At 59.8% G+C, this 21623-nt stretch carries 19 protein-coding genes and 1 tRNA gene; 10 read left to right on the forward strand and 10 right to left on the reverse strand.

The genetic code is table 11. The features are described from left to right. Positions 1-69 precede the first annotated feature (69 nt). The gene (locus ACK4HJ_RS14425) at positions 70-1005 is read right to left on the reverse strand and encodes an AraC family transcriptional regulator N-terminal domain-containing protein (RefSeq protein ID WP_409832773.1); all 936 of its coding nucleotides are present in this window, start codon (positions 1003-1005) and stop codon (positions 70-72) included. A 178-nt stretch (positions 1006-1183) separates the two neighbouring features. Between ACK4HJ_RS14425 and ACK4HJ_RS14430 the strand changes: the two genes are divergently transcribed. The 3 genes from ACK4HJ_RS14430 (at position 1184) to ACK4HJ_RS14440 (ending at position 3289) form a co-directional block, all read left to right on the forward strand. Continuing rightward, positions 1184-1579, forward strand: a complete 396-nt coding sequence (locus tag ACK4HJ_RS14430) for a hypothetical protein (protein WP_409832776.1) — start codon at positions 1184-1186, stop codon at positions 1577-1579. Positions 1580-1591: 12 nt separating this feature from the next. After that, a complete protein-coding gene (locus tag ACK4HJ_RS14435) occupies positions 1592-2341 on the forward strand; it encodes an SDR family oxidoreductase (protein WP_409832778.1) in 750 nt (249 codons plus the stop codon). 168 nt (positions 2342-2509) lie between these two features. After that, on the forward strand, positions 2510-3289 hold the full coding sequence (locus ACK4HJ_RS14440; protein WP_409832991.1) for an SDR family oxidoreductase: 780 nt from the start codon (positions 2510-2512) through the stop codon (positions 3287-3289). Positions 3290-3658: 369 nt separating this feature from the next. On the opposite strand, the gene istB is transcribed toward ACK4HJ_RS14440, so the two are convergent. The 4 genes from istB to ACK4HJ_RS14460 all read right to left on the reverse strand — a co-directional run bounded on the left by istB (position 3659) and on the right by ACK4HJ_RS14460 (position 8358). Beyond that, positions 3659-4462, reverse strand: a complete 804-nt coding sequence (gene istB, locus ACK4HJ_RS14445) for an IS21-like element ISThsp10 family helper ATPase IstB (RefSeq protein WP_409832781.1) — start codon at positions 4460-4462, stop codon at positions 3659-3661. Beyond that, positions 4452-5978 carry an IS21 family transposase gene (istA, locus tag ACK4HJ_RS14450; RefSeq protein WP_409832783.1) on the reverse strand — a complete coding sequence of 509 codons (1527 nt, stop codon included), beginning with the start codon at positions 5976-5978 and terminating at the stop codon, positions 4452-4454. Before istA ends, istB begins: the two co-directional genes overlap by 11 nt. 395 nt (positions 5979-6373) lie before the next feature. Beyond that, positions 6374-7759 carry a hypothetical protein gene (locus ACK4HJ_RS14455; RefSeq protein WP_409832784.1) on the reverse strand — a complete coding sequence of 462 codons (1386 nt, stop codon included), beginning with the start codon at positions 7757-7759 and terminating at the stop codon, positions 6374-6376. A gap of 293 nt (positions 7760-8052) precedes the next feature. Continuing rightward, complete coding sequence (locus tag ACK4HJ_RS14460) at positions 8053-8358, reverse strand: helix-turn-helix transcriptional regulator (protein WP_409832787.1); 306 nt, start codon at positions 8356-8358, stop codon at positions 8053-8055. A gap of 325 nt (positions 8359-8683) precedes the next feature. On the opposite strand from ACK4HJ_RS14460, the gene ACK4HJ_RS14465 reads away from it, so the two are divergent. The 5 genes from ACK4HJ_RS14465 to ACK4HJ_RS14485 all read left to right on the forward strand — a co-directional run bounded on the left by ACK4HJ_RS14465 (position 8684) and on the right by ACK4HJ_RS14485 (position 13510). Then, a complete protein-coding gene (locus ACK4HJ_RS14465; RefSeq protein WP_409832790.1) occupies positions 8684-9520 on the forward strand; it encodes a hypothetical protein in 837 nt (278 codons plus the stop codon). Positions 9521-9756: 236 nt separating this feature from the next. Further along, entirely contained in the window at positions 9757-10731 is a 975-nt protein-coding gene (locus ACK4HJ_RS14470) for an IS481 family transposase (protein ID WP_409832793.1), read from the forward strand. Positions 10732-11091: 360 nt separating this feature from the next. Further along, positions 11092-11418: a hypothetical protein gene (locus ACK4HJ_RS14475; RefSeq protein ID WP_008903593.1), complete on the forward strand. Its 327-nt coding sequence runs from the start codon at positions 11092-11094 to the stop codon at positions 11416-11418. Positions 11419-11421: 3 nt separating this feature from the next. Further along, positions 11422-12033 carry a hypothetical protein gene (locus ACK4HJ_RS14480; RefSeq protein WP_409832795.1) on the forward strand — a complete coding sequence of 204 codons (612 nt, stop codon included), beginning with the start codon at positions 11422-11424 and terminating at the stop codon, positions 12031-12033. Between the two features lie 184 nt (positions 12034-12217). Then, positions 12218-13510, forward strand: coding sequence for a hypothetical protein (locus ACK4HJ_RS14485; protein ID WP_409832797.1), 1293 nt, complete (start codon positions 12218-12220; stop codon positions 13508-13510). 145 nt (positions 13511-13655) lie between these two features. Here the strand turns inward: ACK4HJ_RS14485 and ACK4HJ_RS14490 are convergent. From ACK4HJ_RS14490 to ACK4HJ_RS14500, 3 genes are all read right to left on the reverse strand, one after another. Beyond that, a tRNA-Ser gene (locus tag ACK4HJ_RS14490) sits at positions 13656-13745 on the reverse strand. Positions 13746-13828: 83 nt separating this feature from the next. Then, positions 13829-14746, reverse strand: coding sequence for an SPFH domain-containing protein (locus ACK4HJ_RS14495; RefSeq protein ID WP_409832800.1), 918 nt, complete (start codon positions 14744-14746; stop codon positions 13829-13831). Positions 14747-14854: 108 nt separating this feature from the next. Beyond that, a complete protein-coding gene (locus ACK4HJ_RS14500) occupies positions 14855-15280 on the reverse strand; it encodes an NfeD family protein (protein WP_409832803.1) in 426 nt (141 codons plus the stop codon). A 165-nt stretch (positions 15281-15445) separates the two neighbouring features. On the opposite strand from ACK4HJ_RS14500, the gene ACK4HJ_RS14505 reads away from it, so the two are divergent. Continuing rightward, positions 15446-17818 carry an Orn/Lys/Arg decarboxylase N-terminal domain-containing protein gene (locus ACK4HJ_RS14505; RefSeq protein ID WP_409832806.1) on the forward strand — a complete coding sequence of 791 codons (2373 nt, stop codon included), beginning with the start codon at positions 15446-15448 and terminating at the stop codon, positions 17816-17818. Positions 17819-17913: 95 nt separating this feature from the next. On the opposite strand, the gene ACK4HJ_RS14510 is transcribed toward ACK4HJ_RS14505, so the two are convergent. Next, positions 17914-18735: a DNA ligase gene (locus ACK4HJ_RS14510; protein ID WP_409832993.1), complete on the reverse strand. Its 822-nt coding sequence runs from the start codon at positions 18733-18735 to the stop codon at positions 17914-17916. Between the two features lie 126 nt (positions 18736-18861). Beyond that, complete coding sequence (fabI, locus tag ACK4HJ_RS14515) at positions 18862-19662, reverse strand: enoyl-ACP reductase FabI (protein WP_409832808.1); 801 nt, start codon at positions 19660-19662, stop codon at positions 18862-18864. Positions 19663-19778: 116 nt separating this feature from the next. On the opposite strand from fabI, the gene ACK4HJ_RS14520 reads away from it, so the two are divergent. After that, entirely contained in the window at positions 19779-21605 is a 1827-nt protein-coding gene (locus ACK4HJ_RS14520; RefSeq protein WP_409832811.1) for an extracellular solute-binding protein, read from the forward strand. Positions 21606-21623 lie beyond the last annotated feature (18 nt).

Below are 21623 nucleotides of genomic sequence, written 5' to 3' on the forward strand. Positions count from 1 at the left end.
CACCCCGAGTGCGCGTACGCCGTGGTCGATGCGATAGCACCCCTTAATGTCAGAGAGTGAGCAAGTAACCTAGGCTCGCTTGCGCTCGTTATCAATGCCATTGAGTCTGTTCTGACTCACCTGCATATGCGCGCTGCGCTTGTCGCGGCCCGGCGGTGCACCAAACATGCGTCCGTATTCCCGAGTGAATTGAGACACGCTTTCGTATCCGACCTTGAACGCTGCATCGCTTGCACTGCTACCTTCGTACAGCATCTGGCGACGAGCTTCAATAAGACGAAGCCGCTTCTGATACTGACCGGGGGATAGGCTGGTAAGTGTTTTGAAATGCCGGTGAAACGCTGTCAGACTCATCGCTGCTAGGGCAGCCAGTTCTTCAATCGATACGCGACTGGAGTAGTTTGTGCGGAGGAAGCCGACAGCGCGTCCCAGGCGCGCCGCATGCCCTTGTGGTGCCGCTAAGTCGCTCAGCCGGGCCCCATGGGGTCCTGCCAGCAGCCAGTAGTGAAGTTCGCGCCGCAGCCCCGGCAACAGTGCCTGCTGGGCTTGAGGCCGGTCAATCAACCTCATCAGCCGCAACCCGCAATCTGCCACGGACGCTTCGGTGGGCTGCACAAACAGCGTATCACCGGTGCTTGTGCGCCCACTTGCCGTTCCGGGCAAAGCGGCGCTCATTTCGGCAACCAGTCCCATATCGATTTCCATTGCCAGTGCCACATAGGGGTGAGTCATGCTGGCTCCAGTCACTTGGCCGATGACGGGCATATCTGCGGCCACGATGATCGATTCACCGGCGCTGCAAACAGCCTCATTTTTTCCCACTATCAACTGCTTGTTGCCCTGCAGAACAAGGCAAACAAGCGGCTTGTACGTTGAGTGAAGTCGGCCGCGTGGAGAATCCACGTACATCATGCGCAAACCAGGGATTGGCGGCGTCGCTAAGCCATCAGCGTTCGAATGCAGCCGCGCATATTGGGTGACGGCAGTGAGCAGTGGATCGGACATCGATGTGTAAATGAGCTTCCAGGAAGCTTAGGCAACTTGACAGAATTAGGCAAGTTTTTTGTCTTGGCATGCAACGCCGACAAACGGCTTCTACCTAGCATTGGATTCACGCGGACCGGTGGCAATAGCCGCTTTGGACCAAACCGCGAGGTCCCTCACCAACGCTAGGAGCATTCCCATGAAGCAGATCTCTTTCTCACTGTCCCTGTCTGGCCGCGCAATCGCAATCGCATCCATTCTGGGGGCCGCATCTCCCGTCTTCGCACAAAGTGCAGAGCACATCGCACTTGCCGAACCCACGTCACTGCCGTCCAACCTTCCCCGTTTGGATGTGCGAGCTGAAACAATCGTGGCGTTGCGCGCCGGACAGGTTTCCCGCGGCGAGGCCAGCTTTGTTTTGGAGACTGCTGCGCCTACCAGCCATCGGTTGCGTGAGGCTGTACGTGCCGAGGTACTGGAGGCCCGGCGCAAAGGTGAACTTGCCGCGCCTGGCGAACGCCACACGGAAGAATCACGGACCGCACGCGTTTCTGCGGACTCTCAGAGCAGCGACTCGGTTCGCACGAACGCCTGAGGTTGGTGTTCCATGACCGCAAAGCCACTTCCCGCAGTCAAAGCAGCCATCGTCACTGGGTCCTCACGCGGCATTGGTGCTGCCACAGCGCGCCGACTTGCTCGCGATGGATACGCAGTTGCCGTGAACTGCGTGGTGCGCACTGATTTGGCCGGTGCCGTAGTGAATGATATTGAGGCTGCCGGTGGCCGCGCCATCTGGGTGCAAGCTGACGTCAGCGACCCGAAAGCGGTCCGCAAGCTATTCGCGTCGTGCGCTGAAGCCTTTGGCGGCGTGGATGCCGTGGTAGCCAATGCCGGTATACAGCGCTTAGGCCGATTCACGGACATGAAGGACGATGATTTTGACCGTCTCATGGCTGTCAATGTCAAAGGCGGGTTCAACACGTTGCGTGAAGCTGCACGTCAGGTGCGGGACGAGGGGCGAATCGTCGCCCTCGCTTCGAGCGTGACCCAGATGGGACCTCCCGCCTACGGGCCATACGCCGCCAGTAAAGCGGCCCAAGGGATGTACATCAGTGCCCTCGCCAAAGAGCTGGAAGGGCGCGGCATAGCCGTCAATGCTGTAGCGCCTGGCACAACGGACACGCCGTTGTTCACAGCGGGCAAGACTTCAGAGTTGATCGCGCAGTGGGCAGCGCGCACTCCTCACAAGCGGCTGGGCACGCCAGACGACCTGGCCGATGTGATCTCACTGCTGTGCCAACCCAATGCAGCGTGGATCAACGGCCAGGTCATTTACGCCAATGGCGGATTGATATGAAGCCTCTTCCCAGACAACGAAATTCCTCCAAATTTACAAGGATCTCCCATGAGCCTCAATGAGCTACCTCCCCAGACCGCCGGAGCAAAGCGCGGTACAGAAGTTGATGGCCGTCGCAGCATGCTTGCGGCCCTTGCTGCCGTCCCAGTCGCGTTTGGCGCTGGCGTTATGGGGACGGCCAATGCCCAGAGTCAAGCCACGTCAGCACGCCTTCCTGCAACTGGGCGCGTCGCTATCGTGACGGGATCGTCGCGCGGCATTGGCGCTGCCACCGCATTGCGACTGGCACGTGACGGGCATGCGGTCGTTGTGAACTACGAAAAGAACAGAGACCTTGCCGCTGCAGTCGTACGGGACATCGAGTCAACTGGTGGACGCGCCATCGCGGTACAGGCTGATGTCAGCGACCCCCGGGCAGTAATACATCTCTTCGATGCAGCTGAAAGCAGCTTTGGCGGGGTAGATGTCGTCGTAGCCAATGCCGGAATCATGCGCTTGGCACCGATGAAGGACATGCGTGATGAGGATTTCGATCGCATGTTTGCGGTCAATGCCAAAGGTGGCTTCAACACGCTGCGCGAAGCCGCGCGCCGTGTCCGCGATGGAGGCCGCATTCTTGCGTTGTCCTCCAGCATCACGCAGTTGCGAACGGGTACCTACGGTCCTTACGCCGCAACAAAAATGGCCCAGGACATGTATGTCAGTTGCCTTGCCAAAGAACTGGAAGGGCGAAACATTGCGGTCAACGCGATAGCCCCGGGGGTGGTCAACACACCATTGTTCACCGATGGAAAGTCAACCCAGCTGATTGCAGGCTTTGCCCAACGCACGCCTTTCAAGCGTATTGGCGAGCCTGCTGATATCGCCGATGTCATCGCAGCGTTGTGCAGTCGGGACTGCGTCTGGGTACATGGCCAGACTATTTTTGCAAACGGGGGAATCGTCTGATTTTTTGAGAGGAGGGAGAGGAAGGCGCCTAACCATCGCCGGTCTTCTACTCTCCTTCCCGCCTCACACCTTTCAGTGGGTCGTGGAAAAACGTCCATAGGCATTGAGGAATCAGCCATTTTTTCCGAGCCTGGCGTGTTCCTGATCAGGCCGGACAACCCCGTCTACTTCCTTTCCGTCCAGTCGATGCCATTCGTACGCCCCCGCTTTGATCAAATGATCCAGTCGCTGGACTTCGTCATCAAGAACGACTATCCGGGGCGCGGTGAATACACCGGCGCAATCTGACCACGAGGTGTTGATTTCCACGCAAACCTAACCCACCGTTTCCATCTCGATCTGACCCACCCTGGTTCGTGAACTTCACGCTCACGTTGTGGATAAGTTCTTGGCTGTCTTCTCCTTTCTGGTGGTCTGTGGTGGTTGCTGCGCAGAGCTATTCTTGAACCGGTAGCTGTCATTGCCGGTTTCAAGAATATGGCAGTGATGGGTCAGTCGGTCCAGCAATGCCGTGGTCATCTTGGCATCCCCGAACACACTGGCCCATTCGCTGAAGCTCAGGTTGGTGGTGATCACGACGCTGGTGCGCTCGTAGAGTTTGGACAGCAGGTGGAACAGCAAGGCGCCTCCTGATGCACTGAACGGCAGGTAGCCCAACTCGTCCAGAATCACCAGATCCACATATGCAAGCCGGTGGGCCATCTGCCCTGTCTTGCCTTGGGCCTTCTCTTCTTCCAGCGCATTGACCAACTCTACCGTGGAGAAGAACCGCACCCTTCGGTGATGGTGTTCAATGGCTTGCACTCCGAGGGCTGTGGCAATGTGGGTCTTGCCTGTGCCCGGCCCGCCCACCAGCACCACGTTGTTGGCATCCTCCAGGAACTCACACCGGTGCAACTGGTGCACCAGTGCCTCGTTCACCTCACTGTGGCCGAAGTCGAAGCCTGCCAGGTCCCGGTACGCGGGGAACCTGGCCACCTTCAATTGGTAAGCAACCGAGCGCACCTCCCGCTCGGCGGTCTCAGCCTTGAGCAGTTGGGACAGGATGGGCTGTGCTGCCTCGAAGGCCGGCGCACCTTGCTCAGCCAGTTCCGCAACCGCCTGGGCCATGCCGTGCATCTTGAGCTCGCGCAGCATGATCACGATGGAAGCGATGGCAGGGTCATGACGCATAGCGCACCTCCCTCAATTGGTCATAGCGCAGCACGTTGGCCTGGGGTTCCACAGACAGCTTGAGGGCCTGGGGCGAGGTGACCGGTGCTGGGGCGGGCTTACCGTCCAGCAGGCGGTGGAGCACGTTCAGGATGTGGGTCTTGCTGGCAGCCCCTGACTCCAGTGCCAACTCCACTGCAGCGAGCACAGCTTGTTCATCGTGGTGCAGCACCAGAGCCAGAACCTCCACCATCTCCCGGTCGCCGCCGGGTTGCTTGAGCAAGGTGGCGTGCAGTCGCTTGAAGGCCGCTGGCAGTTCTAGGAACGGAGCGCCGTTGCGCAAAGCTCCTGGTTTGCGCTGCAGCACCGCCAAGTAGTGGCGCCAGTCGTACACGGTCTGTCCCGCACCATGGTGGTTACGCTCGATCAGACGCTGGTGCTCGCACACGATCTGGCCTTCGGCGGCGACCACCAGGCGATCCGCGTAGACCCGCAGGCTCACCGGCCGATTGGCATACGGTGCCGGCACGCTGTAGCGATTGCGCTCGAAGTGGACCAGGCAGGTGGGTGAGACGCGCTTGGTGTGCTCCACAAAGCCATCGAAGAGCCTTGGCACAGGCATCAAGGCTGCCCGCTCCTCGGCCCAGACATCCGCGACGGTGCCCGGCAGCTTGCCGTGCTTGATCTCGTGCCACAGCGCCACGCAGCGCTCCTCAAGCCAGGCATTGAGATCGGGCAGGCTCGGGAATGGCGGCACCACCTGCCACAGGCGATGGCGGGCGTCGCGCACGTTCTTCTCTACCTGGCCCTTCTCCCAGCCGGAGGCCGGGTTGCAGAACTCGGCCTCGAACAGGAAGTGGCTGGCCATGGCGGCAAAGCGTGCGTTGACATCTCTCTCCTTGCCCCGGCGCACGCGGTCTACGGCGGTGCGCATGTTGTCGTAGATGCCTCGGCGGGGCACACCGCCCAGCACGACGAACGCATGGTTGTGGGCATCGAACAGCATCTCGTGCGTCTGCAGAAGATAGGCACGCAGGTAGAACGCTCGGCTGTGGCTGAGCTTGAAGTGGGCTACCTGCAGCTTGGTGCGCACGCCGGCGAGAACAGCCCAGTCCTCGCTCCAGTCGAACTGGAAGGCCTCACCCGGACCGAAGGCCAGGGGAACGAAGGTGCCGCGGCCGGTGGTCTGCTGGGCCACAAGGCGCTGCTCGTGCCAGAGGCGGGCAAAGGCCGCTACGCGGTTGTAGGAGCCGGTATAGCCCAGGCCCCGCAGATCGGCGTACATCTGCTTGACGGTGCGCCGCTGCTTGCGGGACCGGCCCGCTTCCGTCTTGAGCCAGCCGGCGAGCTTCAAGGCGAAGGGATCGAGCTTGGATGGACTGACCCGCTTGGCATAGTGCGGCTCGGCCTCGCCGGCGCGCAGGTACTTGCGGATGGTGTTGCGCGAGAGGCCCGTGCGGCGGGCGATCTCCCTGATGGACAGCTGCTCTCGCAGGGCCCAGCGCCTGATGACACTCAGTGTTGCCACGTCTATCACTGCTGGTCTCCTGCTGCTTAAGAAAGCAGCAGGCTAGGGTTAGTACGTGGATCAGATTTAGATGGAAATCCTGGGGGTTAGTGGGTCACTTCTGCGTGGAAATCAACAGTGAGACCACGTCCAATTGAGAATTGGGCATCAGCCAGGGGCGCATAACATCAATGACACGATCTGTGCCCGCATTGCTGACGAATTTCATTGCATGCGTCTCCTTCCTCTTGAACTGTCCCCCACATTATGTGGCTCAGAATTTGCGCTAAGAGGGGCCATGGAGCATTTGGAAGACAGGAAGGCTGATCTATATGGAACCAGCCCGCTATTCAAAAGTAGCTCGGTACGCCACAGCGCGTGGGCTGTGGCTGCCCCTTGGCGAACCAAGGGGCAACACTCACCACTTACCCCATCAAGTTAGACACATCGCTGGTCGTCCCGTCCGAGGGAAAGTGCACCTGGACCCCCGCCTTACGGAACCCCTCCAAAACAGCCCACAGCGTGGAGACCGGGATAGAGGCCGTTGGGCCGTTGCCAGCAACACTGCTATTGGCTTTGCTCTTGCCTTTACTCGTGGCCTTGCCCTTGCCGCGAGCCTTCGCATCCCACTTGATCTGCGCCGCAGCAAGTGCCGCATCAACACGCTCGCGCAGCACACGGTTCTTGCCCTTGACCGTCGCGGGCATATGGCTGTGCTCCAACAACTCCTTCGGTGGCTTCACCAACCGATCCAGGGACAGCAACTCACTCAGCCCAGGGATCGCGATACGGCACTGGGTCTTCCAGGGAATATCAATATCGATGCGCAGGCGCTCCTGGATACGTTGCTTGATCGGCGACTTCTTCCACTCGCCTGACTTGAACTCCGGGAACCGATTCGTGGGCTTGCCCTTGAGGTGCCAGTCGAGTACCAGCTTGTCACATACCGACAGCTGTTCAATATGGCGCTGCTGTGGCTTGTTGACCCGGTAGTCCGCATCCACCTTCAGCAACGTACGAAGCCAATCGAACTGCTGCTGATACACCGCCTTGCCCTTGGCCCCGCGCCAAGCGCTTGGCTTGCTCAGCCCGCTCTCCGCAAGGTATTTGGTGCTGAGCTTGATTTCCACCCGAAGCACGCGCTTGCCAATGGCGTAAATATCACTCGCCACCTCCGGCGCATCAAAGCTAGAAAACTTGTTCTTCTGGTTCCTATCCTTCACGTAGAACAATACCGAGCGCCCCTCGACCTTATTGATATACCAGGACTGGGTATCCCCAGATGCAGAAACCCCCACCTTGTTAGAAATTTTCTGATTCGTGTTGCGGGGAGACTTCAGCACAATCCCTGCGTAGCGCTTGAGCTTCGATTGAAAGCCCACGGCCTGCTTGTCCGATTCAAACTCCAAGCAGTAAGTTAGTGTGATTTCCTGAAACTCGCAGTGCTTCAAGCTAATGGTCTTCACATACACCGGGTCGACGCCCCCCGATTCCGCAAGATAGATCTGCAGCTGGTATTTATGGGTGAGCGCAGCCTGGTAGACAGAATTGCTCATCAATACGTTGTTGCCGATCAAGGTTGCAGGGGGATTTACTGATAGATGGTACGCGCAGATTTGATAATCACCATTCAACTTCGCAATGATCTTATTATTAGCCTTTGTTAGGCCCTTAATGTGATCGCTCATAGTGTTGAGGTGACAGACCTCTTTATTGTGAAAGATGATTCCATACTTTGCGGGAAAATTGATGGCCCCATGCTTTTTGCGGGGTGCTGGCATATAGAAGATAGATGTTTGAGAATCTGACATAAAATCTTTCAATTGTGATTTTGGTGCTTGCAACGATGCCCGTGTGGGCGATATTGGATATCACTCAAGCACGCTACAGGTTGGTTAAATGGTTGGTCCGCTAGTTGATCTGCTTTAATGGTCGATTTTTGGTTGGTGGTGGTGAGCTAGTCATAGTCAATCAATTACTGGTAATCAGCACATTCGCTTTTGACGACATCACCGCCAAAACCCTAAAAACCACTGAAAAACAGCTCTACGGCAGCATCAAATCGGGTTTTCTTGGTTTTCCGAGCGTTTGATAAATCCGCAATTTATGCCGAAGCAGAATGCGTCCAAAGCGAACCCGAATTCAATACTTCGCGCAGATCCTTAACTTGCCAAACGGCAATATGGCTACCCAGCTTTTTTGGAGCGGGCAATGCGCCGGATTTGCACAAACGCCAAACGGTCGAGCGGGATACCCCCAGCAGCATCAGCACTACGGGGAGGCGTACGAAGGCCTGATCGGGAAGGCCGTTGAAATTGCGCAGGGGATCGGGAAGGGTGGGGGCCGACGCAGTGCGCTTGCGTGGCAACTTCACTTGGTTAGCCGTGACGGCTTGCAGCTTCTCATTCATGGATGAACTCCAGGTATGTGCTACGGACCAGTGCGACATGCACTGCATCCAGCCATCGGTGTTCACAGTAAAAAATAGAAACTTCGAGCAGCCCTAAAAAATTCTTCTTGTGCCAAAAAAATCTCCCATTTCTCCGGGGAATTGATGAAGTTCAATGGAGGAATCAGGAGGTGTTTTTTTGGAGTTGAGAGATAGGAATATGGAGGTTTGACGACGGAGGAATGTGGAGGTAGTATTTGCCTCCTGGTGCGTCGGCAACCTCGCCACGGTGGACGTCGGTTGAGGGCGCTTGCGTCACACCGGACGTCAACATGGGAGGTGGGGTATGCGAGATGAAAGCGCCAAGGGCATCCCGGTCGAGATCGACTGGAGCGCTTCTGCCTGGTCGTTCACCGAGGTCTTCAATGCATTTTTGCTGCTGGATTTTGATTTGGCAGGAAAATCCAAAAACATCGTTGAAGCAATTAACAAAGATAATGACTCCAATGAGGCGGGATTGGCGGTTGTTAGAACGCACCAAAAACTGCGCGAGTTGATTAAAAATGGCAATATCGTGGTGCAGATGAAAACCAGGCTGCATCCTGCTGTTTGGCTGCGTCTGGCTCATTTTATTAGCGAAGGTACAGGGCTGCACTTCAAGAAAATGGAGAGCAGTTATCTTGATTGGCGAAAATCAAATGGCAATACAGCACTTGTCATTAGGCGTCAGAATCCTGAAACAATGAGATGGCGCTCTTGTGCCATGGATGTTTTCTTGCTGCAGAAAATTGATGATCTGGATCTTGCGGCATCTTATAAATGGGGTAAATTTTCTGCAGCATCGCCAACACTAGAAAAAACTGAAGAGATTAATCGGTCAGAACCAATAAAGCGTCCAAGCAAGGCTACTTTAGAAAATATAGTAAAAAAGATCGGCAAAGAAGTGTGTCGCAATGTAGAAGAGATGCTTGCCAACTATAAAAATCAGCGCATACCAAATTTATCACCTATGCGTGTAAGTTCGAAATCCAAATCGGCGCGAGCAGAAAATCGAAAATACCAGTATCAAGGATCAGCTTTGAAATTGACTCATCACTTAAAGAGTCAAACCAATTCACCTATATCCCAACGCTCGGATGCGGTGGTGGCAAAAGCCGTGAGGCTTTATGTGAAATGCTCTTGATTGATTTGGCGAGAAGTGTCAAATTATCCCGATGGCACATAGCAAGCTCAGTGCTTGATATTTTTGCTGCAATGCCGGTAAATTTTGTCAGCCTGATATTTTGGCGATTTTGCTCGCCGCAATATTTGTCGCATCCCGGACGATTGCATAGACTCTAAACGCTACCCGCTCTTCATGGCCCGAGCCGTTTTGCAAGAGTTGATAGAGTCCTTGCAATCCACCTGGGGAGTGAAGCCATGTTGATAGCCCTGCACAAGAACGCCCGCACCACGCCCGCCGTGCGCGCCGAGATCGCAGCCAGCAATGAACCAGCCAGCGTCCTAGCCCAGCGCTTTGGCATCACTGAGCAGACGGTCTACAAGTGGAAGAAGCGCTGCGTCTTTGCAGACCGCTCGCACACTGCCCATCGCCTGCAAACCGTGCTCACGCCAGCACAAGAAACCGTGGTGGTCCACCTGCGGCGCACCTTGCTGCTGCCTCTGGATGACCTGCTGGCAGTCACGCGGGAGTTCATCTGTCCCAATGTCTCACGCTCGGGTCTGGACCGATGCCTGCGCCGCCATGGAGCGGGCAAGCTCAACGTCCTCAAGCCCCGGGAACCTGCGGTAGCGCACAAGGCCTTCAAAAGCTACGAGCCAGGCTATGTGCACATGGATGTGAAGTACCTGCCCCAGATGCAGGACGAATCGCTACGGCGCTACCTGTTCGTGGCCATCGACAGGGCCACGCGGTGGGTGTTCGTACAGCTCAAGTCCAACAAGACCGCTGCCAATGCACAGGTCTTCCTCAAGGCGTTGCACAAGGCCTGTCCGATCAGGATCAACAAGCTGTTGACCGACAACGGCAAGGAGTTCACGGACCGCCTGTTTGCCAGCAAGGAGCGTGAGCCCAGCGGCAACCATGAGTTCAATCAGCTGTGCCAGGAACTGGGCATCGAGCACCGATTGACCAAGCCCAGGACGCCCAGAACCAACGGCATGGTGGAGCGATTTAACGGCCGCATTGCGGACGTTCTGAAGACCCACAGGTTCAACAGCCGCGAAGACATGGAGCAGACCCTGCTGCGCTATGTGGCCCTGTACAACCACCAGTTGCCGCAGTCAGCGCTCAAGAGCAGTACGCCGATGCAGGCGATGAAAGAGTGGTATCAGACACACCCGCATCTGTTTCACAAGCGACCATATGATCGTCCGGGATGCGACAAATATTGAGTGCGTCGGCAAAAATTCATTCGGCCAAACCATTGTGGTATAATATTTCGAATATTACCGTTGATTTTTGACTTTATTGATTGCTATCAATTCAATATCAGCGTGCTCCCCGCCTGTATTCCCAGGTCGCATTCTCCCCATCCCCCAGCTTGATTCCTTTCGCGCCGTAACCCCGCGGTAGCGTGCGCGCGGCTGCCGTTATGACAGCACGCGTGGCACCGCCGTGGCTGTGTCATCGCGGCGGTGATGGGTTGTGTGGTGGCGGATCGCGCCAGGGCGTGGTGTCGGTGGTGCCGAGCGCATAGCTGCGCTTCGTTCTTTTTCCCCTTTCCCTTCTCCCTTTCTTTAAGGAGCTTTCCTATGACCTCTTCGCCTGGTCAGGCCGCCGCATGCGCGCGTTACGAACAACAACGCACCCCCTTGTTCTCCTTGGGCACCGTGCTGATCACCCCCGGTGCACTCGACATGCTCGAAGCACTGCAGTTGGCACCGCTGCCGTTTGTGCTGCGCCACGTCGCGGGGGATTGGGGTGACTTGTGCCAGGAGGACAAAGAAGCGAACGCTGCGGCGCTCACTTACGGTAGCCGTTTGCTGTCGGCCTATGACATCCCCCCGAACCACCGGCTGTGGATCATCACCGAGGCCGACCGGCGCTCGACCACCTTGCTGTTGCCGGAGGAATACTGAGCAATGCTGCATTCCTACCATTGCCACCCCCGCATCAGTGCTGGCATGCATGGCCCCATGTTGGGCAACCAGCGGCTGCATGTGCGCCAGGGGGAGGTGGATGCCACTTGCGGCTACCACTGCGTTTTGATGGCATTGATGGTGTTGGGCCAAGTGCGGCGCAATGCGCTGATTTGGGACACCCGCGACGCTCGCCTGCAAGCGCTGCGCAAAGTGGCGCAGCGGTACTACTTTGATGGCTGCGAGGTCCAAGAGCTACAGCTGCAACTGGCCCCCTATGCCGAGCAGGTGCACTGCAAGGAATTGCGCTCACGCGTGGCGGAACGCACTTTGGATGCCCTGGCCGATGGAAAGCTGTGCTTGGTGTGCTTTTCTACGGAGCGCTACATGCATTGGGTGCTGGCTGTGGGCATGCGCTTCGAGGCAGAGGAACCCGCCGACTTGCTGGTGCTGGACCCGGCTATGGCCCCGATACCGCTGGTGCCTTGGAATGCCATGCTGACCGGCTGGGCGAGCAAGCAGCCACGGCGTGTGGTGGCCACGCTCAGTGAGCGCGTGAACATCGACGCGGTGTTGGTGCTATCGCCTGTGGTGCCGGTGCAAGAGGGCGAGTAGGTCGTTCGGCAGTTGTGTCGTTCAGCTTCGCTCGTTTTCTTTTTTCCCCTTTTCCCTTTTTTCTTCCTGAACTTCCGCTTTGAGTAGCGCTGGGCAGACCTCCCAGTGCCGCTGCCGTATGGGCGCATGAGCACATGGCTGGCGGGAGTTCGTTTTGAGCTGTTTTGTTTGGAGGTGCTTTGTGATGACCGACGATTCCTTGATGCCACCCCCGCTGGAGCGGTTGCTGACGGCGCTGCTGGAACTGCCGCCCCTGTTGCCCCTGCCTGGTTTGGCATCCCCACACGAAGCCGGTGATGGTGCGGCGCAGCTGGTGCTGGAGGTGGTTGACACGGCGCTACACACCCCGCCTGCGCAGCCCCAGCGCATGGCTGCAGTGCGGTATTTCTGCAAACACGCCCGCCATCGCCTGGGCTTGGCGTCCTGGCGGGATCTGCAAGCCTTGCTGGAGCAGTACCCTCAAAGCGTCGAAGGCGATGCCGAAGTGGCGCGCTTACTATGGGGTGTGGAGGCCCCTGAACATGTACGGGCGCTGCGCTTGCTGGTGTGGTTCATGGCAGCGTATGACGTTACCGAGCTGGCGCAGTGGCATGCGTGGATGGGCACGGCGGGGTTTGAAGAAGCCTTGCGGGAATCGCTCGATACGCTGGGCGCTGTGGCAGTGGTGCTGTTGTGGCAGGCCAAGTCAGGGCGTACAGACCACGCCTGGGTGCTGCGGTTTGCGCGAAGGGCGATGGGGCATTCGGTCAGCGAGGGGCCTGCCATGCTGGCGTTTCGGGATGCGGCAGAGGCAATGGGAGTGCCGCAAAGGGTGCTGGCCCAGCAAGTAGCCCATTGGGAACGGGCAGCGATGGGCATTGACGATGCGCCAGGCCTGCGGGTGCTGTGGTGGCAGTGTGTGGCCGAGGCGTTGCAGGTGCATGTAGCCCAAGAAAGCGGTACAGCAGCCAGCAGCGACGAATGGCGTGTTGAGTTGTCACCAACGTCGGCATTGCGTTACGGCGAAGCTGGCGTCGTGCTGGAATCCCAGGCAAGAGAACTGCAGGCCAACGCGCCTGTGGTCACAGCGCTGCGACTGCGCCAGCGGAGCTGGGCACAAGGCTTGGGGCTGTGGCTGGAGATTCAGGGCGAGGGGCGGCTGTCGGCAATGCACCAAGCGGCCATTGCCGAGCGGTTTGAGGCTGCGGGGCACCGGGCGCCGCAGTTGCGGTATGCCAGTGCAAATGGCGGTCACCAAGCCACATGGTTGGCGACATGGCGCTGGGATGAAGCGGTGTGGGTGCCTCGGGATATGCCGGTGGCTGATGTGAAGCGCTGGGCGCTGGAGACGGCACTCAAGGCGACCGAGCACTGGCTGCTGATGTGCGGCATGGCGGCGGCGCTGGCGGGAAAGCCGCAGGGGGCTGCGCTGGCGCTCGATACCGGGCTGGTGGGGGTGGATGTCAAAAGGGAAGCCACCAATGAAAAAAAGTTCTAGGGCCAGGGGCGCTAGAACTTCTTCAGGCTGGTGGGTGTGCCACTTTCTGAGCCAAAACTGGCTGAAAGTAACCGTATAACCAGCCGTATAACGGTTTGATGACTTTGCTAAAAGTCTTTGAAAATCAATGACTTAGAGCTGTATCTGGCGGAGAGGGCGGGATTCGAACCCGCGGTGGGGATTAGCCCACACACGCTTTCCAGGCGTGCGACTTAAACCGCTCATCCACCTCTCCGAAGCCCTCGATTATAGCCATAGGAAAGGGTGGTTTTGGCTGCCGGAGCTGGCAAGCCTAAAAAAGAGCCGGGCGCAGCGAGGTCAGGACGGTCTTTGCGAGGTCTGCACCATCTTCATGGCCGAGCCGATCAACGCCGACACCTCGGTCATGTTGCTGGGCACGATGAGGGTGGTGGTGGCGTCCGACGCGACCTGGCTGTAGGCTTCCACGGCCTTCTCGGCGACCTTGAGTTGAACAGCCTGTTCACCGCCGGGCTGGCGGATGGCCGTGGCGACGCGTTCGATGGCCTCTGCCGTGGCCTGGGCCACTGCGCGGATGGATTCGGCCTCGCCGATGGCCTTGTTGATGACGGCTTGCTTCTCGCCTTCGGAACGGGCAATGAAGGCCTCGCGCTCCCCGGTGGCGATGTTGATTTGTTCCTGGCGGCGGCCTTCCGATGCGGCTATCAGTGCGCGCTTTTCGCGTTCAGCAGTGATCTGGGCCTGCATGGAGCGCAGGATTTCGGCAGGTGGCGTCAGGTCCTTGATTTCGTAACGCAGCACCTTCACGCCCCAGTTCAGCGCAGCTTCGTCGATGGCCTGAACGACCTGCGCGTTGATGATGTCACGCTCTTCAAAGGTCTTGTCCAGCTCCAGCTTGCCGATCACCGAGCGCAGCGAGGTCTGGGCGAGTTGTGTGACGGCCATGATGTAGTTGCTGGAGCCGTAGCTGGCGCGCATGGGATCGGTCACCTGAAAGTACAGGATCCCGTCCACTTGCAGCTGCGTGTTGTCCCGCGTGATACAGACTTGGCTGGGTACATCGAGCGGGATTTCCTTGAGGCTGTGCTTGTAGGCAACCTTGTCCACAAACGGCACCAGAAAGTTCAGTCCCGGCGTGAGCGTGCCCGCGTATTTGCCGAGGCGCTCCTTGACCCACGCGTTCTGCTGAGGCACCACCTTGACGGCGCGCGCGATGAAGATCACGGCAATAACGAGAATGACGATGGCGATTTCCATGGAGGGCCTGCTTTCTTTCTGGGTGGATATGAAATGTTTGCACGTGCGTGTGCGTACCGTGCCGCGCTCACGGGTTCGGTGGCAGCGTCACAAGGGCTTTGCAGGGGGCTAAACGGGGTCTACCAGGAGCCGGTTGCCCACCAGCTCCGCCACGCGGTGCATGCCGGTGGAAGGTGTCACGCCGGGGCGGTGGATGGCAGTCCAGGTGGCGCCGCGGTACTTCACCGACGTCGTGCCGTCGGCGTTCCAGCTTTCGATGAGGATGGTTTCTCCCACGTCCAGATTCACGCTGCGGTCTGCGCGGGCCGAAGGGTCGCCTGGGCGGCGCTTCTTGACCAAGTACCATGCCACCACGGCACCGCCGCCCACCACGGCGGCTGTGACGATCTGCAGTGACAGGCCCCCGCCCAGGTGCGCAGCCAGTGCCGCAGCCGCCAGGCCAATGGCGACCATGAGCAGATAAAAACTGCCGGTCAGCAGTTCGGCGACCACTACAGCCCCCGCTGCCAGCCACCAGAGGGTGGATTCCTCCATAAAGACCTCCTTTTGTCGTTGTATGTTGTTGTGAGCCGCTGTATTCAGCGCACCACATTCTGGGACAAAAGGATGGCAGTTCAAAGGCGCGTCAACGTTATTCCTTACACTTCGCGCCTATTTCGTTTTTTGGCCTGGCAGGCCACGGCTCCCTGGAGGCTGCGCATGAAGTTTCGCTTTCCCATCATCATCATTGATGAAGACTACCGTTCCGAAAACACCTCGGGGCTGGGCATCCGCGCCCTGGCGCAGGCCATCGAGGCCGAGGGTTTTGAGGTGGTGGGTGTCACCAGCTACGGAGACCTGTCCCAGTTTGCGCAGCAGCAAAGCCGTGCCAGCGCTTTCATCCTGTCCATCGACGATGAGGAATTCACAGTGGGCGAGGGGCTGGATCCCATCGTTCTGAGCCTGCGCAACTTCATTGGTGAAGTGCGCCGCAAGAATTCCGACGTGCCCATCTACGTACACGGCGAGACCAAGACCAGCCGCCATTTGCCCAACGACATCCTGCGTGAGCTGCACGGCTTCATCCACATGTTCGAGGACACGCCCGAGTTCGTGGCGCGCCACATCATCCGCGAGGCCAAGAGCTACCTGGAGAGCGTGCAGCCGCCGTTCTTCAAGGCATTGCTGGACTACGCCGAAGATGGCTCGTACAGCTGGCATTGCCCTGGCCACTCGGGCGGCGTGGCATTTTTGAAGAGCCCTGTCGGCCAGATGTACCACCAGTTCTACGGCGAGAACATGCTGCGCGCCGACGTGTGCAATGCGGTGGAAGAACTAGGCCAGCTGCTGGACCATAACGGCGCCATTGGTGAGTCTGAGCGCAATGCCGCGCGCATCTTCAACGCCGACCACTGCTTCTTCGTGACCAACGGCACGTCCACCTCCAACAAGATGGTGTGGCACCACACCGTGGCGCCGGGCGACGTCGTGGTGGTGGACCGCAACTGCCACAAGTCCATCCTGCACAGCATCATCATGACCGGGGCCATCCCCGTGTTCATGAAGCCCACGCGCAACCACTTCGGCATCATCGGGCCGATCCCGCAAAGCGAGTTCGAGCCCGCCGCCATCCAGGCCAAGATCAAGGCCAACCCGCTGCTCAAAGGCGTGGATGCGAAGAAGGTCAAGCCGCGCGTGCTGACCCTCACGCAATCGACCTACGACGGTGTGCTCTACAACACCGAGACCATCAAGGGCATGCTTGACGGCTACGTGGACAACCTGCACTTTGACGAGGCCTGGTTGCCGCATGCGGCCTTCCACCCGTTTTATGGCAGCTACCACGCCATGGGCAAGAAGCGCGCGCGCCCCAAGCACTCGGTGGTGTATGCCACGCAGTCCATCCACAAGCTGCTCGCCGGCATCAGCCAGGCATCGCATGTGCTGGTGCAGGACTCGCAAACCACCAAGCTCGACAGGCACCTCTTTAACGAGGCCTACCTGATGCACACGTCTACCTCGCCGCAGTACAGCATCATCGCCAGCTGCGACGTGGCCGCCGCCATGATGGAGCCGCCCGGCGGCACTGCGCTGGTGGAAGAAAGTCTGCTCGAAGCGCTGGACTTCCGTCGCGCGATGCGCCAGGTGGAACACGACTTCGGCAAGAACGACTGGTGGTTCAAGGTCTGGGGCCCCGACAAGCTGGTGGACGAGGGCCTGGGCCGTGCCGAGGACTGGATCATCCGCAGCGACGGCAAGGGCAAGAAGAACGGAAGCAAGTGGCATGGCTTCGGCCAGTTGGCCGACGGCTTCAACATGCTGGACCCGATCAAGTCCACCATCGTCACGCCGGGCCTGAACCTGGACGGCAAGTTCGACAAGACCGGCATCCCCGCGTCCATCGTGACCAAGTACCTGGCCGAGCACGGCGTGGTGGTGGAGAAGACGGGGCTGTACAGCTTCTTCATCATGTTCACCATCGGCATCACCAAGGGCCGCTGGAACACGCTGCTGACCGCGCTGCAGCAGTTCAAGGACGACTACGAGAAGAATCAGCCCATGTGGCGCATCCTTCCGGAGTTCTGCCAGCAGCACAAGCGCTACGAGCGCATGGGCCTCAAGGATCTGTGCCAGCACGTGCACGAGATGTACGCCAAGTACGATATCGCGCGCCTGACGACCGAGATGTACCTCTCGGACCTCACGCCCGCCATGAAGCCGTCGGACGCCTACGCCCACATCGCCCACCGCCAGACCGAGCGCGTGGAGATCGACGACCTGGAGGGTCGCATCACCGTGGGTCTGGTCACGCCCTACCCGCCGGGCATTCCGCTCTTGATCCCCGGCGAGGTGTTCAACAAGAAGATCGTGGACTACCTCAAGTTCGCGCGCGAGTTTGCCAAGCTGTGCCCGGGCTTTGAGACCGACATCCACGGGCTGGTGGAAGTGGAGGACGAGAACGGCCAGGTGCGCTACTACGCCGACTGCGTGGCCGACACCACCGCCAATACCCGCAAGAATCCCAAGCCCCTGGCCACGGCCAAGAACCTGGTCCAGGTGGGTGACGACGGGCCTTTCGGTCGGATCATCTAACGCTCACTTTGAAGCAAAAAGAGCTGCCAGCGCTTTCCCATCAAGCGCTGGCAGCTCTTTTTTTGATAGCGAAAGGTTCTGGAGGTCGAGGGGGGCTAACGTGGCATGTCCTCGCGAACCCGCACAAAACTCGCAAAGCGCGGCAGGCCGCCGTCGTGCGTCCCGCGAAAGCGGTAGGTCACCCAACTGCCCACGGGCGGTGGGTCCGCGCGCTGGGCATCGCTGAAACCCGCGCCCAGCCTGAACTGCTGGCCTGAAGGCATCTCCACCAGCAGCGCGCCCATGCGCCCCGCGTGCTTGCCTTTGCCAGGCACCTGCGCCACAACCCGGGCCTCGGTGTCTTCGTGGGTCTTGACCTTGATGAGGTCGTCGCTGCGGCCAGACCGGTACAGCGAGCTGCCTTTGTGCAGCATCAGCCCTTCGCCACCCGCGCGCACCGTCTTTTGCAAAAGGGCCTGCAGGGCTGCGTCGTTGGCAATGCGCTGCTGCGGTACAGCCGGGACCCAGGGTTGGCCAATGCGCTGCACCAGCGCCTGCAGCGCGGGCAACCGTTCATCAAACACGCCGCCGTGCTGTGGCAAGTCAAACACCATGAAGCGGATACTGCGCCAGGCAGCGTCATCGGGTTGCTGTTGGCGCGTGGTGGACTGTGCGGTGCTGAAGCGGCCGCGCCCCGCCCACAGTTCGCCATCCATGGGCGTGGTGGGCCAACCCGCGGTAAACCAGGCCGGGGCCTGCACGGTTTCTCCGCCGCGGGTGCGTAAAGTTTTACCGTCCCAGTAGCCGCGCACGCCGTCGTATTTTTCGCTGACCCAGTAGTCCGACAGCGGCATGCCGGGCCGGTACACATTGGCCAGCAGCAGGGCGGGCGCGTCTGCTGCCTGCGCCCAGGCTGACGAGGGCAGCAGGGCGGCCAGGGGCAGGGCCCTTGCCAGAGCAATCACAAAACGTCGCCGGGCAGGAGACGAGATGCTATTGAATAAATAGCTGCCAGCGCTTTTGGGATAAGCGCTAGAGCCCATTTTGATGCTGAGAAGTATCGATTAGACTTGGTCAGCCGACAGGCCCGCCGTCTGGCTGAAGCCGCCGTCCACATAGGTGATCTCGGCCGTCATGCCGCTAGCCAGGTCGGACAGCAGGAACGCCGCCACGTTGCCCACGTCCTCGATGGTCACGTTGCGGCGCAGGGGCGAGGCGTCGGCCACGCGCGAGAGCAGCTTGCCGAAGTCCTTGATGCCGCTGGCGGCCAGCGTCTTGATGGGGCCGGCACTGATGCCGTTGGCGCGGATGCTGCGGCCGTCCTCGGTGCGGCCCACGGCTTCGGCCAGATAGCGCACCGATGCCTCCAGGCTGGCCTTGGCCAGGCCCATGGTGTTGTAGTTGGGGATGGAACGCAGCGCGCCCAGGTAGCTCAGCGTCAGCAGCGACGACTTGTCTTTGAGGTAGGGCAGGGCCGCCTTGGCCATGGCCGGAAAGCTGTACGCGCTGATGTCATGCGCAATGCGGAAGTTTTCGCGCGACAGGCCGTCGAGGAAGTTGCCTGCAATCGCCTCGCGGGGCGCAAAGCCGATGCTGTGCACAAAGCCGTCGAACTTGGGCCAGGTGGCGGACAGGTCGGCAAACATGCGCTCGATCTGCTCGTCATTCGCCACATCGCAGTCAAACACCAGCTTGGAGTTGAACTCGGCCGCAAAGTCGGTGATGCGGTCCTTGAAGCGCTCGCCCACGTAGCTGAAGGCCAGCTCGGCCCCTTGGTCGTGGCAGGCCTTGGCGATGCCGTAGGCGATGGAGCGGTTTGACAGCACGCCCGTGATGAGCAGCTTTTTACCGGCGAGGAAACCCATTGTTGTTCTCCTGTGGAATGCGGGAAATATGGCGATGGCGGTGGCGCCCCGGCGGCTTGCGGGGAAATCCCCCGGGCCGGGGCAGCAGCGCCTGCGACGTAGTGCAGAATTGTCGCATGCGGTTTTGGCTGACTTTTCTGATGATGGGATGTGCGGCGCCCGCCTGGGCCGCCCACGCGTATGCGCTGTGGGGCGAGCCGCGCTACCCCGCCGGTTTTGCGCACTTCGACTACGTGAACGCCAACGCGCCCAAGGGCGGCGAGCTGCGCCTGGTCAGCAACCTGCGCGTTTCCACCTTCGACAAGTACAACCCGTTCACCATCAAGGGCAACGCGCCGGCCTACCTGTCGTCCCTGATGTTCGACTCGCTGCTGGTGGGCTCCATGGACGAGACCGCCACCGGCTACGGCCTGCTGGCCGAAGATGTGGAGGTGTCTGCAGACGGCCTGTCGGCCACCTTCAAGCTGCGCCCCGAGGCGCGCTTTCACAACGGCAAGCCCGTGCTGGCGCAGGATGTGAAGCACAGCTACGATACGCTGGTGGGGCCGTTTACATCACCCGCGTACAAGACCTTGCTGATCGAGGTAGCGGGTGTGGATGTGGTCAACGAACGCACCGTGCGCTACCGCTTCAAGCAGCCCAACCGCGAACTGCCATTGACCGTAGGTGGGCTGCCGGTCTTCAGCCGCGACTGGGGTGTGGAAAACGGCAAGGCCAAGCCGTTCGACCAGGTGGTGATGGACGTCCCCATCGGCAGCGGGCCGTACAAGATTGGACCGGTGCGCTTCGGCAAGGACATCACGTACGTGCGCGATCCTGACTATTGGGCGCGCGACCTCAACGTGCGCAAGGGCACGGCCAACTTCGACCGGGTGCTGGTCAAGATTTACAAGGACAGCACCGCCCGCCTGGAGGCGCTCAAGGCCGGCGAGTTCGACCTGATGCGTTTTTTCAGCGCAGGCGACTGGGCCCGCCGCGTCACGGGTAAGAAGTTCGACAGCGGCGAGCTGGTGAAGGGCGAGTTCCAGCACAAGTTGCCTTCGGGCTTCCAGAGCTATGTGCTCAACACCCGCCGCCCGCTGCTGCAGGACGCCCGCGTGCGCGAGGCGCTGGGCCTGGCCATGGACTACGAATGGATGAACCGCCAGCTGTTCTACGGCGCCTACCAGCGGGTCAACGGTCTGTTTGGCAACACCGCTTGCGAGACCAAGGGCACGCCATCACCTGAAGAGCTGGCGCTGATGGAGCCCTGGCGCAAGCACATCCCGCCTGCCGCCTTCGGCCCCATGACGGTGCCGCCGCGCACCGACGGTGATTCGTCCCTGCGCGCCAACCTGCGCCGCGCGCAGGCGCTGCTCAAGGATGCTGGATGGGAAGTGCGGGATGGCGCGTTGCGCAACGCCAAGGGCGAAGCCTTTGTGCTGGAGTACATGGACAGCAACGAAGGCGGCGTGCGCACCATCACGCCGTGGATGCGCAACCTCGAAAAGATCGGCATCACGCTGCGCTTTCGCTCGGTGGACTTTGCGCTGTACCAGCAGCGCCTGCAGAAGTTTGACTTCGACATCACCTCGCTGGCATACCAAGGCACCCACAACCCGGGCCAGGAGTTTGCCGACATCTTTGGCAGCGAGGCGGCTGACGTGGAGGATTCGGGCAATCTCGCGGGCGTGAAGAACCCCGCGGTAGACGCCATGGTCAGGGCCATGACCTCCGCCAAGACCGAAGCCCAGCTGCTGCCCGCCTGCCATGCGCTGGAGCGCATCATTGCCCACAGCCACTACCTGATCCCGCAATGGACGGCCGGCACCCACCGCATGGCCTACAACGCATGGCGGCTGGCCCGGCCTGAGGTGGTGCCGCCGTATTCGAGCGGCGAGGGCTGGGTGATCGACACCTGGTGGGCCCGCATCCCCCCGCAGACCGCGCCCGACAAGAAGTAAAGCACAGCCACAACACGC

The sequence above is a fragment of the Acidovorax sp. genome (assembly GCF_046294525.1).
Classification (GTDB): domain Bacteria; phylum Pseudomonadota; class Gammaproteobacteria; order Burkholderiales; family Burkholderiaceae_C; genus Acidovorax.